Source organism: Colwellia sp. MB02u-6 (assembly GCF_014077095.1).
Taxonomy (GTDB): Bacteria; Pseudomonadota; Gammaproteobacteria; order Enterobacterales; family Alteromonadaceae; genus Cognaticolwellia.
Genome location: NZ_JACGVG010000038.1, coordinates 1 through 17,270 on the forward strand (window position 1 = coordinate 1; position 17,270 = coordinate 17,270).

The following is a 17,270-nucleotide window of genomic DNA, read 5'->3' on the forward strand; positions in this document are numbered from 1 at the left end:
CTTCAGCTTTTGGCGTAGCTTTAACTGCAGCTTTTGGCGTAGCTTTAACTTCAGCTTTTGGCGTAGCTTTAACTTCAGATTTTGGTGTGGTTTTTACTTTAACCTTCTTTGGTTCGGCTTTAACTGTTGTTTGTGCTGATGTTTGTTCTGCAGCCGGTTTCGCTGGCTGAGTTTTATTTTTATTGAGTACTTCTGGAACAACGGCTATATTTTCAACTAAAGTGTCACTCACTTTAGTTGAAAATACGGCAAAAGAATCATTAAGAATTTCTTCTGCATCTTTTTGCGCATGGGTGAGTGTTTCAGATGTTTGCTTTATAGCATCAGTTAATTCATTTTGTACATAGGTACTAAATTTTGCTTGTTCGGCAACAAAAATGTTTATGTCTGGTGTTGTCATCATCTTTTGACTAAATGACATACTGTCATTAAACAAACTGGTAATGAGCAATCCTTGCTGATGTGCAATAGCATTTGCTGTTGATATATTTAATTTGACCAACTTATCAATTGGATCTGATGAGGTTTGAAATAAATCTGTAAATTGATTAAACATAGACTTCTCCTTAATTTTTGCTGATAGGCAGCATTATTTGGTGAGAATTTAACCAATTCTTAAGTTTTTAGTCAATTGTTATTTTTTTGCGTTGCAACAAGTTGTTACTTTTTATCTGTTGGCTTCTGGAATTGAGTCCAAATATTCATATTCTGTTCGACAATACTGCTAAATAAACCAAAAGGAGAGTTTTTATTAATGTCATTGCTCAACTTTAAAATATCATCCTGATGTTCAATAAAAGCAGCAAGACTTTGTTCAAGAAACTGTTGTAAATAATCTTGATTATCATTGCCATAAAAACATATTAAGCGCTTTAATAAGGTATTGGTTAACAAGGATTGTCGCTCACTTGTTTCTTCTTCACTTATAATTTGAACTAAAATACTACGGGTTTTATCTTCACTTGTTTTTGAGTCAACTATTTTAAACTCTTGATTCGAAATAACTAATTCTCTAATATAATCCAAATTTACATAATGACTCTTTGTAGTGTCATACAGACGCCTGTTTGGATATCTTTTAATTGTGATCAAGGGTAATCTCTGTTGGTTATTAATTTTCACTTACGATAAGTTACTAAAAATTTAGTGTAAGCATTATTGGTGTTCAGTATAACAGATATACTATCTAGAAAAAAAGCGGCCTTTCTGGTCGCTTTTCAATTTAACTTTCAACTAGCTATTAGGTTAACAAGATAATCCTGAAAAGAGGGGGATTATCATGATATTAATTACGCTTTTTAACGTAACTGCCGGGCGCCGCTTCAATACTTGCATATTTTTTAGAGCCTTGTTTACGTGCAGTTACTTGCTGACCTGATTGAGGAGCAACCCAATTTTCCCAATCTGTCCACCAAGACCCTTCTTTTTTGGTTGCGCCTTCAAACCAATGTTCTGCAGAGTCAGAAAGTTCGTCATTAACCCAATGTGGATATTTGCCATGATCTACAGAGTTAACCACACCGGCTAAGTGACCAGAGCCAGCTAAAACGAATCTTGTAGGTCCAGAAAGAACTTTAGCTCCTTTGTATGATGCCTGCCACAAAACAATGTGATCGGCAATGGTGGCTAAGAAATAACTGGGTGTTTTAATTTTACTGAGTTCTATAGCAACACCCTCAATTTCAACTGCACCATCTTGTATCAAGTTATTTTCTTGATAGGTATGCTTTATATAAAAATCAAAGGTTTCTGCTGGTAAGTTTGAAGAGTCGCTGTTCCAGTATAAAAGATCGAACGGCGCAGGGTCTTTGCCCTTTAAGTAGTTATTGACAAAATATGACCAAAACAGGCTGTTTTCACGTAACATGCTAAACGCTAAACCAAGCACGCGGCCATCTAAGATGCCTTTTTCTTTAATATTTTTTTTCAAGAAAGGTAATACTTCCTCAGACAGATAAACGCCTATTTCACCCGGTTCTTTAAAATCTAATAATGTGGTTAAAAAGGTTAACGAGTTTATTCGATTATCACCTTTTGACAATAAGTATGACTGGGTTGTTGCTAATAACGTGCCGCCAATACAATAACCTACAGTATTGATTTTGTTTGACTTTGTTACTTTTTCAATCACATCGAGTGCGGCAATGGGTCCTTCTTTCATATAGTCATTAAAGCCTTTATGAGAAAGTTTCGCATCTGGATTTACCCATGAAATGATAAATACCGTATGCCCCTGACTTACTGCCCATTTTATCAGTGATTTTTTTTCGTCCATGTCCAAGACATAATACTTATTAACACAAGGTGGAATAAACAATAGTGGAACTTCATTAACTTTTTTAGTGCTGGCTTTGTACTGAATCAGTTGAATTAAGTCATTTTGGTAAATTACATCACCAGGAGTATAGGCTAGGTTTTCACCTAAAGTAAACGCATCAGGGTCTGTTTGGGTGATCTTAAGCGCATCGGTTGGACTTTGTTGTAAGTCTTGGATAAAGTTTTGTAACCCCTTGATTAGGTTCTCACCTTTAGACTCTAATATGTCTCGACAAACTTCTGGATTGGTTAATGCATTATTGGTTGGAGAAACCGAATTGATATATTGTCGAGTATAAAATTTAACTTGCTCTTCGGCTTTAGCATCGTCGAAATGTAAACTGTTAACCATTTCTTGCATCATGTTAGAATTTAATAGATAAGACTGTTTTAAATAGTTATAAACAGGGTTTTCAGACCATTCGCTGTCTTTAAACCTTCGATCATTATGCTTCTCAGACACCACAGGCTCAACTTTTGTGCCCATTAATGCTTTAGTCGCACTCTGCCAAAGTTCAGCCTGCTGATTCATAAAAGACATTTGTTTATTAAATAACATGGCGGTATCAACTTTTACCCCTTTAGATAAAAGTTGAGATAATTTTTCTGAATCTATCATTGAATTTAAACTTTTTTTATCAGGATCATGTAAAACTTGTTTGACCAGACTATTAAATACCTCTGAGTATTGCCCTAAAAAATCAATTACTTCCTTCTGTTGACTTGATTCCATTATATATCCCTTTAAATTATATGGTTACAATTTATCTGCCGTCAAAAAACACAAAATAAATTTTTTTTAACAAACTATCAACAAACAAGTTACAAACAATATTAATAAGATACAAACATATTTGATTATTATTTATTTTAACCCTATCTTCAAACTTAAATTTAAGCCATATAATGAGTGACAACTTAGAACATATTTATTTTTGATGCGGTGCAGCAAAATTTTATTGACCAATACAAATTTGCTAGGTAAACTCATTTTATATATAAATGCTGCACCGCAGGATAAACTACAGATGATGTATCAAACTTACGATTTATATACTCGATCAGCCGAAATGATGAATGGTTTTATTGCCTTGAGTCAACAACTTATAGCTCACCCGTTTAACCCTTATGCAAAGACCTTATTAGGAAAAAGCATCAGTGCGGGACTTGATAGTGCCTATCACTACACTAAAGTTTATGACAAACAAGCTTATGATATTAAAACAACCTTAATTGATGGTAAAACTGTTGGCGTTACCGAACAAGTTATTCTAGAAAAACCTTTTTGTAATTTAATTCATTTCGCACAGAATACCAATGTTAAGCAACCGAAACTATTTTTAGTGGCACCGCTTTCAGGTCATCATGGCACTTTATTAAAAGCCACAATAGAGCGTTTAGTTGCAGACCATGATGTTTACATTACTGATTGGCTAGATGCTAAACATGTGCCTTTATCTGAAGGAAGTTTTGGTTTTGATGATTATGTAAGTTACCTAATTGATTTTATGCATGAGATCGGTGAAAACACTCACATATTAGCCGTTTGTCAACCTACGGTTCAGGCGTTAATAGCAACAGCTGTGATGGCTAAAGCGAAAGATCCTTGCATCCCTAAATCACTTACATTGATGGCGGGTCCTATTGATACTAGTATTAATCCTAACGAGCTTAATAGATATGCAAATAGTAAAGATTTAAGTTGGTTTGAAAATAACGTTATTATGACCGTGCCTAATCGCTTTCCTGGTGCTGGAAGAAAAGTATATCCTGGCTTTGTTCAATTAGCCTCTTTTATGTCGATGAATATTGAAAGCCATATAAATAAACATACTGATTATCTTAGCCATGTTTTTCATGGCAAAGAAGAAAAGAGAGCAAGTCACCGTGATTTTTATGATGAATACTTAGCGGTATTAGATCTTAATGGTGAGTTCTATTTAGAAACGATTGACCGAGTTTTTATTAATCAAGACCTAGCCAATGGTAAAATGACTTACCGAGGTGAAATAGTTGATTTGTCGGCAATAATTCATACTCCTTTGCATACCATTGAAGGACGAAATGATGATATTTGTGCTTTAGGTCAAACTGAAGCAGCACAATCTTTATGTGCTAATATTTCAGCGCAAGATAAACTGCATGAAATTTTTGATGGTGTCGGTCATTTTGGCACGTTCAGTGGTTCAGCTTTTCGCAATAGGATCGCGCCTAGTATCACAAAATTTATTAAAAAATATAACTAACTGTTTTATTGAGGTAATAGTTTACTAACTAACCCAACAGTAGGTTTGATCAAATCTACTTTCTCATTATTTGTACGTCCGTAGCCATTAAGTTGTATGTTTTAGTGCTTGAGTTAGTCTAATTTAAGGCGCTGTAATGTAAAAAGGGTTATTTTGTTACAAGTCAGCGCAAGGATAAAATAATAGGGTGCAAATACAGCTTCGATGGGCTTAAAATTACTATGCTTGACTAAAGTCAGGTTAATCAGTACTAAAATTTTATATTTTTGATGGCAACGGATATGAGCAACCGACTTGGGTAACTCGATTATCTTGCTACCCAACCACCATCTAATACCATAGTTTGTCCTGTCATATTTTTAGCTAGTTCACTGGCTAAATAAGTCACTGAAGCACATATTTCTTCTATATCAATAAATGCTTTTTTTGGCATGGGGGCCAACATAATATTGTTAACAACTTCTTCTTCACTAATGCCGTGTTCTTTTGCGGTATCAGCAATTTGTTTTTCAACTAGTGGCGTTTTTACATAGGCAGGACAGATGGTATTAATAGTAATATCTTGATCGCCAGTTTCTAAGGCAATCACTTTAGAAAAACCAATAATGCCGTGCTTGGCAGCAACATAGGCACTTTTGTATGGAGACGCTACTAAACCATGTAAAGAGCCAATATTAATAATGCGGCCAAAATTATTGGCTCTCATCAAAGGTAATACCGCTTTGGTCATCATTGCGGGTCCGACTAATAATACATTAGTAATTAATTGCCATTTCTCAGTTGGAAAATCTTCTAATTTAGCAACATATTGAATACCGGCATTATTGACTAAAACATCTATACGGTTATTAAATTCATTTGCATGAGCAATAACATTATCAATATCAGCTTGAACCGTCACATCAAGCTTAAACGCTAAGGCATCTCCTCCTGACTGGTTAATACCTTGAGCAACTTCTTGTGCCACAACTAAATTAATATCGCTAACAAGAGTTTTATAACCTTGCCTAGCTAAATTCTTTGCTATTCCTAAACCAATACCACTGACAGAACCCGTTACCAAAGCTGTTTTCTTTTGAGTCATGTTTTACTTCCCTTTATTTATTGTGTCAAATAACAACAGAATATAATGATACGCCCATAATGTTAACAAAACCATTTCATTTTTGAGTGATAATTGAACTAATTGTATTTTTATAAAGCAATATTTACTTTAATGTGTAGACATTAAAGTAAATAACACTAATTATTTTAGAGCAATGAATAACCAGTAAAAAGTTGTTTTAGAACAATAAAGAACCACTAAAAAGTTGTTTTAAATACAAACAGTGACTACAATTATTTAACAACTTAGTAACATAGTGAAAAGTAAAAAATGTAAAATATGTAGCATTAAAAAAATTAACATCGATTTATTTCAAACTTTAGTATGCCAGTTGTACGATAGGTGTTGGTATATTGCTCATCATTGAAAATAAAAGCAGTGTTAGTAAATGGATTATAAATCTTTATAGAGTCATTATAAAATACAACAAGGAGTACAAATATGGGACGCATTGCATTAGTAACAGGTGGCACACGTGGGATAGGCGAGTCTATTAGCATAATGCTAAAAGAACATGGTTACACTGTTATCGCTAATTATGCTGGTAATGATCAAGCAGCTCAAGAGTTCACAGAGCGAACAGGTATTAAGTCGTTTAAATTTGACGTCAGCGATTTTGAAAGTGTAAGCAAAAGTATCCATGAGATAGAGTCTGAAATCGGGTCAATCGACATTCTTATCAATAACGCCGGTATTACTAGGGATGGCACTATGCACAGAATGGATTTTGAGCAATGGAATAAAGTTATTCAAACCAATTTATCTTCTTGTTTTAATACCTCTCGCGCTGTTATTGAAGGTATGAGAGCGCGTTCATTTGGACGTATTGTTAATATAGGATCGGTTAATGGCCAGGCAGGTCAATATGGTCAAGTGAACTATGCAGCTGCTAAATCTGGTATCCATGGTTTTACCAAAGCATTAGCGCAAGAAGGCGCTGCAAAAGGCATTACTGTCAATGCGATTGCCCCAGGTTATGTTGAAACGGATATGGTTCGAGCAGTTCCCACTGATGTTTTAGAAAAAATTGTTAGAACAATACCGGTAGGGCGATTAGGTCAACCAGAAGATATCGCACGTTCTGTATTATTTTTAGTGGCTGATGAAGCTGGTTTTGTTACTGGCTCGACCTTATCCATTAATGGTGGTCAGCACATGTACTAATTATATGCCTGCTTAACTTTAAGATGAAGATTTCAGTAAGTTGAGAAGGGTTAGGTACACAGGTGTAGTCTAAAAAACTGTGTGATACTTGATAAGAGTGTAACCATTATCTTTATATCGTAACTTAATCCGACTTCCTAGCTTAACGCTAAAACTACATTTTAAAGTGGAAAGGATATAGAAAATATTATTTTATAACTTTTATATTATTAAAGTAAATAAATAATTATTTACTTTTTATTTTGCATGTATAGCACTTTTGTCTAACTCTTTAGACTTTTTCATTGACTTATATTTTGTTGTTTGCAGAGAGTTATTTAAGTTTTACATTGAGTGCTGAAACCAATATACATATGAATCTGTTAAATTAGGTAGGAAAAATTATTATGAGTGTAAATAGTGTTGTAGTGTTAAGTGCCGTGCGTTCTGCTGTTGGTACTTTTGCGGGTGGATTAAAAGATATAGAACCGGCTGAGTTGGCAGGACAAGTATTAGCCGAAAGTATCAAAAAATCAGGGATAGATGCGCAGCAATATGAATCAGTCATAGTGGGTAATACTATACCCACCGAATCCCGCTTTCCCTATATTGCGCGAGTAGCCTCTATTCAAGCTGGGATGTCTTTAAACTCTACTGCAATGGCGCTTAATCGCTTATGCAGTTCTGGCTTGCAAGCAGTGGTGAGTTCGGCCCAAGGTATTATGTTAGGTGATCATCAGCTGGCGATTGGTGGTGGTGTTGAAAATATGTCACGTGGCGGATATTTGTCACCTGCTATGCGTGCCGGTGCACGTATGGGCGACAGTGCAATGATTGATATGATGGTGTCGACATTAACTGACCCGTTTGGCGTTGGTCACATGGGTATTACGGCTGAAAACCTAGCGACTAAATGGCATTTAAGCCGTGAAGCACAAGATGCTTACGCTGCAGAGTCACACGCTCGTGCCGCTAAAGCCACAGAAGCGGGTTATTTTAAAAGTCAGATTGTGCCAATAGAGCTTAAGAGTCGCCGTGGTAGCACCTTTTTTGAAACTGATGAACATATAAAAGCAGGCACAACGGCAGATTTTTTAGCTAAAATGCGTCCAGCATTTAAAAAAGACGGTAGCGTAACCGCAGGTAATGCCTCCGGTATAAACGATGCTGCATGCTTCTTAACGCTAGCGAGTGAAAACTATGCAAGCCATAATAATTTATCACCAATTGCACGCATGGTTTCTTATGCAGTTGCCGGTGTTCCTAACGATGTCATGGGCGAAGGTCCTATTCCAGCCTCTAAAGCAGCATTAGCTAAAGCCGGCCTATCTATTACTGATATGGACGTTATTGAATCCAACGAAGCCTTTGCAGCACAAGCGTTAACCGTTGCTAAAGGACTAGATTTAGACCCACTAAAAACTAATCCAAATGGTGGCGCAATTGCTTTAGGTCACCCTATTGGTGCTTCAGGAGCAGTCATTGCCACTAAAGCTATTCACGAGCTACATCGTGTAGGTGGCAAGTATGCACTTGTGACTATGTGCATTGGTGGTGGACAAGGTATTGCCGTTATATTTGAACGTTTATAAATTTAAACTGATTGTTTAATCGTATTAATGGGGCAACATTGCGTTGCCCCATTTTTATATCAAGCGTTTATTGTATAGCGTGATGGTTTAGATACCGTGGTTGATTTTCAGCCATATGAGTTTTGTTGGTGGTTTGAAACAAGAACGAATTCAATGGAAAAATGACCAAACACACTTTGAAGCACAGCAAGACATATTGAATGACATAGTGAATTACATGGTGATGTTCTATAACCGTTGTCGCTTAGATTTTTATTTGGGTTACAAAAGCCTAAATCATAATGAAAGCGAAATGATGAAATTGAAAAAATTCGCTTAATTAGGGTGTCTGACATTAGTTGACCCAATTACTTTGTTGAGTTTATTTAGGATGATTAAAAGGCATTTTTAATAAGGTAAATAAGTTCGCATTTTTTTTATTGGCGGGAAAACTTTTAAGACCTATAGCTAAGTCCTCATCATTTTTTTGTGCCTGTGACTTATAACTAGCAAATATTCTATCCCACCAACTAACACTAAACCCGTAATTGCTATTAGTTTCTTCTACTACTTGGCTATGATGAATACGGTGTAATTCTTGCGTAATAAGTATGGTTCGTAATGGTCTCTCTAACCAAGGGGGTAGTCGAATATTGGCATGATTGAATAGCGAAAAACCATTGAGCGCTACTTCAAAAATAATCACCGCAAGTGCAGGTACGCCAAGTACAATAACCGCCAAGCCTTTCAGTAATATACTCAACACAATTTCAATGGGATGAAAGCGCAAACCTGTACTGGCATCGGTATGACTGTCGGCATGATGAACTTTATGAACACGCCAGAGTATGGGCACAAGATGAAAAAGTCGATGTTGCCAATAAATCATTAAATCTAATAATAATAAACTCAAAGCGATAATTAGCCAATTTGGTAAGTTAATGACATTGAATAGGCCAATACCTTGTGCGGAGCTATACAAAGCAATACCAGTAACACCAATAGGTACTAATAGCCTAGCAACGACTGACGATAAAATTAACAAAGAAAAGTTACCTAACCAACGAACACCTTTAGTCAGTTTGCTTTTACGCGCAGGAAAGCAGCTTTCTAGCACTAACATAGTGATAAAAATGGCAAAGAAAATACTTAATCGTAAACTGGTATCTGACATTTATTGCCCCTCGGTTAACTTATCTTTATCATTGTTTTTCGCCGTCTTAGTTGGCTTTTTTAAGGTGTGTTCTTTCAACGTATGATAGCCGCCATAAACCCGTGTAACAATTGTTATTGTCGCTAATGAAGCAAAGCCATAGGCAAGTTCAGCAAAATATTGTGGCCATAAACAAAATGCGACAAAAATAAGAATGGTCTCGGTGCCTTCGGTTAAGCCATTTAAATAATAAAAACTTTTATAAGCAAATTGAGGTTTGTCCAAGTTGAGTTTTTCGGCCGGAATAGCAAAAGCTAAAAAACTCGATCCAGTACCGATAAATACTGCTAACAATACTGCGGCGGCTAAAGCATTTTGCTCGGGGTTAGCCAGGGCAAAACCTAAGGGTATGGCGGCATAAAACAAAAAGTCGAGGCAAATATCTAAAAAGCCACCTGAGCTGGTGCTGTTGTTTTGGTGCCGTGCTAGTGCGCCATCTAAACCATCCAATAGCCGGTTTAGTACAATGGCAGCTAAAGCTAAATTCCATAAGTTTAAGGCTAAAAAAGGCACGGCTAACAAACCTATTATAAAACCGACTAGGGTCAGTTGATCTGCGGTAACTTGGCGTTTATCTAACAAACTAACCACAGGCTGTAACAAAGGCTTTATCAAAGGAGTAATATATTTATCTAGCATAAGTCTGTTTCTTAAATGTCTTGTTGTGGTGTTTTCAAGTGCAACACTTTGCCATTAGCCGCTATAGCGTCTGACTCGTCATGTGTCACCATAATAACAGGTAATTGGTGTTGTCTAATTTGTTCAAAGACTAACTGTCGAGTTTCTTGGCGTAACTGACTATCTAATTTACTAAATGGTTCATCCAATAATATGGCTTTAGGTTGACTCAATAATACCCGTAACAAGGCCACGCGTGCTTGCTGTCCGCCAGATAAACTCTCAGGTTGGCGATTCTCTAAACCGGCTAAACCGACATCAGATAGTGCCTGATTAATTTTTATTGCGCGTGTTTTGCTATCGCCTTTAGGCATCGCAAAAGCAATATTACCGGCAACAGATAAATGCGAAAATAACAAAGCGTCTTGAAACAATAATCCGATATTACGCCGATAACTGACGACTTGGGTAATATTTTCGCCGTTGAGATAAAGCTGACCATCGGCTTGAAATTCTTTGGGTAACATACCGGTTAGCCAATTTAATAAGGTTGATTTTCCACTGCCTGATGGCCCCATTATGGTCAGTACGTCACCACCTATTATCGTTTCGTTAAGTGATAGTAAAGGTGTTTGCTGGCGCATTATGGTTAAGCTTTTTATCTGTAAACTGTTGATCTCAAAAGAACTGCTCATCGGTTAACCTTAGTGATATAACGTGCTGTTTTGTTATTGTGCTTTACTTGAGCCTTTTGTCTGTTTTTTTGCATCGACATTAGCCAAATGAGTGAAAAAGCGATGGCGGGTAAAAGCATCTGTATTAGCGCATAGACCGCACTTGTGCGGCGACTAGCGCCGTTTGCTAAGCTTACCGCTTCGGTGGTCACGGTATTAAGTCGTCCACCACCGACTAATAACGTTGGTAAATATTGGCTAAAACTAATGGCAAGTCCTAATGCACTGGCCATCATTATAGGCATTAATAATTGTGGCAAACTCAGCTGTAAAAATATTTTAATCGGCGATGCACCTAAGCTTGCTGCCACTTGTGCATAACGTGAGTCAAGCAGGCGATAACTGGTGGCTAAAGATAAAAATACATAAGGTAAAACAAACAGTAAATGTGCCAAGGCAACATTGATAAAGGTTGCTTTGCTGTGAACCGCTTCTTGAAGCCAGACTAAGCCAAATAAAAAAGCAATGCTGGGGATCATTAATGGCAAATAAATAATCACACTACTAAAGTGTGAGAGCTGAGCCCCGTTTTGTTTTTCAAACTCTAAGGTTAGCAAGGTTAAAATGAGGGCAATGCTAGTCGCGACCAAGCCAATGGCGAGTGAGTTTATTATCGGTGTTTGTACTTGTAGCAAAGCCGATTGCCAATGCACCATTACCCATTGTTCAGGCACTGCTAACGGAAAATTCCAGAAGCCGGCAAACGACCAAAACACCATACCAAGCAACGCCAAGGCAATAAAACCGATTAACAACAGGGTAAAAATATTGATGACTTTAGACCAGAAAACATCACCGTATGTGCGCTGACCATTACTTAAGCTTTTACTGCTTATAGCTTGGCTTAGTTTTTCTAATAGCCACCAAGTGAATAGCACCGAAAGCGTAATGAACAATTGTAATATTGCCCCAGCAGAGGCTTTTATTCGCAAGCTTAAATCGACATCATGAAACCAGTTCATAATGGCCACTGCTAATGTCGGAGGTGTATTTGGCCCCAATATTAAAGGCATTTCTACACTGGCACTGGCGTATGCGAGTATGGCTAACATGGGTAAACGCATTAACGGATAAATGTTAGGTAGCACGGCCTTGAAAAACGCCGTTATCGGATAATAGCCTAAGCTAAGCGCAACACGATATTGCGCCCGCAACTTGATACTAAGCTCAGGTTGGGCAATAGCGCTCAAGGTCATTAATAATAAAAAAGGCAGCTCTTTTAGCGTTAAACCCATGATAATGCTAATACCGTAAGGGTCATGGGGCAGTAACCAATCTGTTGGACTTTGCCAACCGGTTAACCAGGGTGACAGTAGGCGAGCAATCATGCCTGAAGGTGTGATCAAAAAGGCAATAGCTATTGCGGCTGCGGCATGGGGTATCACTAAAATAGGTCCTAACAAACGTTGAATACGGGCTAACCACGGGCTATCAAAATAATTGGCTAACAGTAAAAGTGTAATAACAAAAGCCAATAAACCACTGACAATACTGCTGAAAAAACTCAAGCTGATCATTTGAGCTATGCCGGGTGTTTGTACTAGTTGCTGAAAGCCTTGTAAGCCAAACTGAGTTTTGTCTAAAGCCGGTAACCAACCAAATGCTGGTAAAAGCACACCTAATAAACCACCTAGCACAGGTAAAATTAATATCGCTATTAATAATTTAGGGCTGAACTTTACCACTGTACTAAAAAGTTTGTCGAGCAGTTTGGTCTCATCTTTTAGAGGACGGTTTTTTAAGGAATTACTTGTCAGGTTATGGCTCATTTGTTATCGCGCTCCATAACGTTTTAACCATTCACGGGTTAATAATATTGACCAACTGGGATGGGGCTCACTTAATGCTGTGATTTTACTGCTAACAGGTAAGGCGCTTGGGTGCTGCTGATCAATACTAAACAATAATTGCTCTTGCTGACTTAATTGCGACACATCGAGAACCGTGCTGTCACCCCAGATTTTAGCTTGTTGTTTTTTAGCTTGTGCCTCAACGCTGAGCATAAAATTGGCTAACACTTTTGCGGCATCACTATTCGCGGCATTATAAGGAATAGCGATAAAATGAATATTACTTAAACTACCATCTTGCATGACAAAACTACGGGTGTTTTTGGGTAAGTTATAGCGCTCAACCGCTGCCGGTACTTGTGCAGCAGAGAAAGTAAAGCCTAAGTTTATCTCACCGTCACCAACCAGTCTTTGTAATGCTGTACCATTAGCAACAAAATATCGCCCTTGATGCCACAAATACGGATGCAGTTTATCTAAAAATGCCCATAAAACGGGTAGCAATGTCGCTTGGCTTTGCGTTGTTACTGCTTGATATAGACCTGACTTTACTTGCGCTGGTTGATGTTGATTAAGTGTGATTAAGGCATATTTTAAAAAGCTTAATGATAAAAAGTCAGGCGGTTTTGGGTAAGTAAAACGACCAGGGTTTTGCTCAGCCCAAGTTAATAACTGGCTAATGTTTTTTGGCGCATGGCGAATACTATATTGATATGCTTTTTTTTGCTTATTGACATTAATTGAAGGTGTGTAATAAAAGGTTAGTGAAGCTTGTCCCCAAGGCGCTTCCATGCCTTGCGTTGGCAAGCCAAAATCACGGGTCATTGCCTCATTCTCACTCGGATTTGTTAACGAAAAATTAGGTAGTTGTGAAACCCAACCTTGCGCTAAGAGCTGATACTTTGCCATTGATGCAAAATTTTCGCCATTGATCCAGACTAAATCAACTTGCCCTTGCTGATGATTATTTGCTGACTTTTCTGCTAAAACACGACTAACAGCTTCGCTGGTATCGGTTAGTTTTACATGTTGTAAGTGAATGTTATATTCTTGCTTTACTCGCTTAGCAAGCCATTGAATATAGCTATTAATTTGCGGGTCACCACCCCAAGCATGAAAATAAACGGAGGGGTTTTTTCCTAATGTTTCTCCCGTACTCCACTGTGTTTTTATCGGTGAGTTGTTTGATATTAATACGCTGTTCACTTTAGCGACTGAGCTTGTTTCAGTAATTGGTATAGAGCCTGTTTCAGGGGGTGCTGCAAAGGCAGTGTTGGCATAACTTAATGAGTTTGTAGTAAATAGCATGGCAAACAGCAGGGTGAACCAAGCTAAAAACCTTAACCTAGATAACCAAACAGCTGGCATAACTGCCTTAACTCTTGATACTTGTGACATAAAGTCATTGGCTTGTTGATACGATAACGACATGAAGGCTTGATGCGGAAAATGAGTGGCAAAAAGAGTCGAGAAACGCCCCCTTTCACCATTCAAATAACACTTCGATTTACCTAACGGCATTGAGTGCCCAATCATAGTTTAAAAAATTAGTCGCCATATCTTCCGACTTTAAACCTGCTTGTTGGGCTGGCGTTAAATTTAAGGCTTTATGATAGAGCAATACGAAAGCAGATAGAGAATTACTGCTACGAAAGCCTTGTGTGAAGTCATCGCCATACCATTTGAAAATAGCGGAAAGCTCCATTGCATCTTCAGTAAAACGATTACGGCTCTTATCAGTTAAAAAACGTATCGTTTGCTCACTTAATTGTTGCTCTAGTTTGTTAGCACTATAAGCTTCTTCACGTAAAGCAGGGCAGCCAATGCTGGCACAGTTAACAGCAAAATGAATACGAGGATCAGCATATTTATTATCACCACGAATTAACTCATGTTCAATATTGTCTAAGCTGCGCGTTTCACCAAGCAGAGGAATAAATTTCTTACTCCACGGTGAACTAAAAAAGCTCCCCAGATCTTTTATCGACTTTATATCAGGGTAAGCCGTTAGAATCAGTTCAACTGTCCAAGCATTGTAGGCATTAATCAAAAATGACAATTGCTTAGGTGCAGGCCATTGCTCAAATGTTTGTTTATCAATATTACCAAGGGCAGTTAAATAAGCCGTTAGCTTTACATGATCAGTTTTCATGCCGGCATAATTTACTTGGCTTGAATGACCATAATTAATTGGTGAAACGTGCTGAGTTAATAAGGCCTGCCATGGTTGATGCAAGGTCTCTTGCGCCGTACTGACAGCGCTAAAAACTGTGCTTAACAGTAACAATACAGCTAACGGCAAAGATTTAGCCCTTGAGAGGGCTTTGTTTAAGTTAGTCATGGGTATTAACCTCTTCTCCAGGTGTGGAATTTCTCTAACCAGCTTAAAACGGTTTCTGGTGCATGGTTACGTTTCCACTCACCTGCTGCGTATTTATTGCCTTCAGCCCACGTTGGGTAGCTGTGAATCGTGCCTAAAATTTTGTTTAAGCCTAAGCCATGCTTCATTGCTAATACGAACTCAGCGATTAAATCACCAGCATGTTCAGAGACAATAGTGACACCCAGTATTTTATCTTTACCTTTTGGTGTGATCACTTTAATAAAACCATTGGCCGCACTGTCAGTAATCGCCCGGTCTAACTCTGCAAAGTCATATCGGGTAATTTCATAATCGATAGCCTGTTCAATAGCTTCTTGTTCATTAATACCGACACGTGCCACTTCTGGATCAATAAAGGTTGTCCATGGAATAACGCGGTAATCGACTTTAAATTTCTTAAAGGTGCCAAATAAGGCATTAACTGCGGCATACCAACCTTGATGTGCGGCAACATGGGTAAATTGATAAGGACCAACAATATCTCCTGCGGCAAATATATTAGGGTATAAAGTCTCTAAATATTCATTGGTTTGAATGGTGCGGTTAGTTTCTATACCTAATGTTTCAAGGCCATAACCTTCTAAGCGAGCAGCGCGGCCAACAGCACATAATAACTGGTCGTATTCAATGGCCATTTCTTCTTCTTGATCTGTACCTTGTTCGTGCTTAAGGTTTTTCACAATGATGAATCTTTTACCGTCACGTTGTTCACAACGTAAAGCTTGGTGCGAAGTTAAAATATTCACACCACTTTTTTGTAATGACTGACTAGCAAATTCAGAGACTTCAAGGTCTTCTCTGATCATGATGCGTTCAGCCATTTCAATTTGTATCACTTGTGAGCCTAAACGAGCGAAACTTTGGGCAAGTTCACTGCCAATAGGTCCGCCGCCTAACACCACTAATTTTTTTGGTGCGCTATCAAGTTTGGAAAATTCTGTCCATAAAGTATCACTAGTAACATAACCACTGGTTTCAATACCCGGTAGTGGCGGTACAAATGGACGAGCACCCGTGGCAATAACAATACTGCGAGCGGTTAGTGTTTGCGTACTGCCATCGTTAAGTTTAATTTCTACAGTCCACGGGTTGGTTAGCTTACCGTAACCTTTAATGACTTCAACACCTAAGTCCGTGTAACGTTCAACACTGTCGTGTGGAGCAATATCGGCAATCACTTGATGAACACGTGCCATTACTTTCTTAAAAGAAAACTCTGGGGTAGCGTTCTCTAGACCATAGTGTTCACCATGTTTAATTTGATCAACTATTTTTGCACTTTTAATGATTGCCTTACTTGGAACACAACCATAATTTAAACAGTCGCCGCCCATTTCACCCGCTTCAATTAACGTTACTTTTGCTTTTACAGCCGATGCGATATAGCTTGTTACCAAACCACCAGCGCCGGCACCGATAACAATTAAGTTACGATCAAAGCTTTTAGGTTTTTGCCATTTTTTATAGACTTGACGTTGTTTTATTTTGTTAATGATAGCGTTAGCAATAAGGGGTAAAAGACCGAGTAACACAAAAGAGAAAATAAGCTTAGGTGATAATATACCTGACAAGCTCTCTATTTCAGCTAATTGCGTACCTGCGTTAACATAAACCATGGTGCCTAAAAACATGCCTATTTGGCTAACCCAATAAAACGTCCAGGCTTTAATACCGGTAACTGCGATTAATAAATTAACTAAAAAGAAAGGAAAAACAGGCACTAAACGTAAGGTGAACAGATAAAATGCCCCTTCTTTTTTTACACCAGCATCAATGGCTTTTAAGCGTTCAGGAAATTTAGCCTTAATGGTATCGCGCAGCAGATAACGTGAGACCAAGAAGGCTAATAGTGCACCAAGGCTAGAGGCAAATGAGGCAATAACCAAGCCTTGGGCTAAGCCAAACAAAGCGCCTGAAGCCAAGGTTAAAATGGCAGCCCCAGGTAATGACAGCGCAGCGACCAAAACGTAAAGGGTAAAAAAGCCCCCAATAACCAATAATGGCGATTGTTCGCGCCACTGGCCAAATTGCGCCATTGAAGCTTTTAATCCCTCTAAAGTAAGTAACCTATTGAGATCAAAATGAAAAAACAATGCCACCAGTGTAATGGCGATAACGAATAATAGTATCTTCTTAAACATAAAAACTGTC

Annotated in this window: 14 protein-coding genes and 1 pseudogene; 4 read left to right on the plus strand and 11 right to left on the minus strand. The window is 38.0% G+C overall.

What is annotated here, in order from left to right; genetic code table 11:
• The 3 genes from phaP to H4J46_RS14960 all read right to left on the minus strand — a co-directional run.
• Positions 1 to 556: TIGR01841 family phasin (phaP, locus tag H4J46_RS14950; protein ID WP_182234258.1), on the minus strand; the 556-nt coding region annotated here is incomplete at its 3' end.
• 104 nt (positions 557 to 660) lie between these two features.
• A complete protein-coding gene (gene phaR, locus H4J46_RS14955) occupies positions 661 to 1,092 on the minus strand; it encodes a polyhydroxyalkanoate synthesis repressor PhaR (RefSeq protein ID WP_182234259.1) in 432 nt (143 codons plus the stop codon).
• 193 nt (positions 1,093 to 1,285) lie between these two features.
• Complete coding sequence (locus H4J46_RS14960) at positions 1,286 to 3,049, minus strand: alpha/beta hydrolase (RefSeq protein ID WP_182234260.1); 1,764 nt, start codon at positions 3,047 to 3,049, stop codon at positions 1,286 to 1,288.
• 295 nt (positions 3,050 to 3,344) lie between these two features.
• On the opposite strand from H4J46_RS14960, the gene H4J46_RS14965 reads away from it, so the two are divergent.
• Complete coding sequence (locus H4J46_RS14965; RefSeq protein ID WP_182234261.1) at positions 3,345 to 4,562, plus strand: polyhydroxyalkanoate depolymerase; 1,218 nt, start codon at positions 3,345 to 3,347, stop codon at positions 4,560 to 4,562.
• A gap of 307 nt (positions 4,563 to 4,869) precedes the next feature.
• Here the strand turns inward: H4J46_RS14965 and H4J46_RS14970 are convergent, their stop codons facing one another.
• Positions 4,870 to 5,646 carry a 3-hydroxybutyrate dehydrogenase gene (locus H4J46_RS14970; RefSeq protein ID WP_182234262.1) on the minus strand — a complete coding sequence of 259 codons (777 nt, stop codon included), beginning with the start codon at positions 5,644 to 5,646 and terminating at the stop codon, positions 4,870 to 4,872.
• 462 nt (positions 5,647 to 6,108) lie between these two features.
• Here H4J46_RS14970 and phbB point away from each other — a divergent pair, with 462 nt between their 5' ends.
• The 3 genes and pseudogenes from phbB to H4J46_RS14985 all read left to right on the plus strand — a co-directional run.
• Positions 6,109 to 6,831 carry an acetoacetyl-CoA reductase gene (gene phbB, locus H4J46_RS14975; protein ID WP_182234263.1) on the plus strand — a complete coding sequence of 241 codons (723 nt, stop codon included), beginning with the start codon at positions 6,109 to 6,111 and terminating at the stop codon, positions 6,829 to 6,831.
• Between the two features lie 386 nt (positions 6,832 to 7,217).
• A complete protein-coding gene (gene bktB / locus H4J46_RS14980) occupies positions 7,218 to 8,402 on the plus strand; it encodes a beta-ketothiolase BktB (protein WP_182234264.1) in 1,185 nt (394 codons plus the stop codon).
• Positions 8,403 to 8,520: 118 nt separating this feature from the next.
• Positions 8,521 to 8,721 (plus strand): annotated as a pseudogene (locus H4J46_RS14985) (IS3 family transposase); the annotation flags it as partial.
• A gap of 42 nt (positions 8,722 to 8,763) precedes the next feature.
• Here the strand turns inward: H4J46_RS14985 and H4J46_RS14990 are convergent.
• The 7 genes from H4J46_RS14990 to H4J46_RS15020 are packed head-to-tail and all read right to left on the minus strand — an operon-like array spanning position 8,764 to position 17,260.
• Positions 8,764 to 9,555 carry a sterol desaturase family protein gene (locus tag H4J46_RS14990; RefSeq protein ID WP_182234266.1) on the minus strand — a complete coding sequence of 264 codons (792 nt, stop codon included), beginning with the start codon at positions 9,553 to 9,555 and terminating at the stop codon, positions 8,764 to 8,766.
• A complete protein-coding gene (locus H4J46_RS14995; RefSeq protein ID WP_182234267.1) occupies positions 9,556 to 10,233 on the minus strand; it encodes a CDP-alcohol phosphatidyltransferase family protein in 678 nt (225 codons plus the stop codon).
• An 11-nt stretch (positions 10,234 to 10,244) separates the two neighbouring features.
• Positions 10,245 to 10,907, minus strand: a complete 663-nt coding sequence (locus tag H4J46_RS15000; RefSeq protein ID WP_182234268.1) for an ATP-binding cassette domain-containing protein — start codon at positions 10,905 to 10,907, stop codon at positions 10,245 to 10,247.
• On the minus strand, positions 10,904 to 12,715 hold the full coding sequence (locus H4J46_RS15005) for an ABC transporter permease (RefSeq protein WP_182234270.1): 1,812 nt from the start codon (positions 12,713 to 12,715) through the stop codon (positions 10,904 to 10,906). Before H4J46_RS15005 ends, H4J46_RS15000 begins: the two co-directional genes overlap by 4 nt.
• A 3-nt stretch (positions 12,716 to 12,718) precedes the next feature.
• Positions 12,719 to 14,257, minus strand: coding sequence for an ABC transporter substrate-binding protein (locus H4J46_RS15010; RefSeq protein WP_259365897.1), 1,539 nt, complete (start codon positions 14,255 to 14,257; stop codon positions 12,719 to 12,721).
• Positions 14,244 to 15,077 (minus strand): DUF547 domain-containing protein, encoded by an 834-nt coding sequence (locus tag H4J46_RS15015; protein ID WP_182234272.1) that lies wholly within the window; start codon positions 15,075 to 15,077, stop codon positions 14,244 to 14,246. Before H4J46_RS15015 ends, H4J46_RS15010 begins: the two co-directional genes overlap by 14 nt.
• Positions 15,078 to 15,082: 5 nt before the next feature.
• Positions 15,083 to 17,260: an FAD-dependent oxidoreductase gene (locus H4J46_RS15020; RefSeq protein WP_182234274.1), complete on the minus strand. Its 2,178-nt coding sequence runs from the start codon at positions 17,258 to 17,260 to the stop codon at positions 15,083 to 15,085.
• Positions 17,261 to 17,270 lie beyond the last annotated feature (10 nt).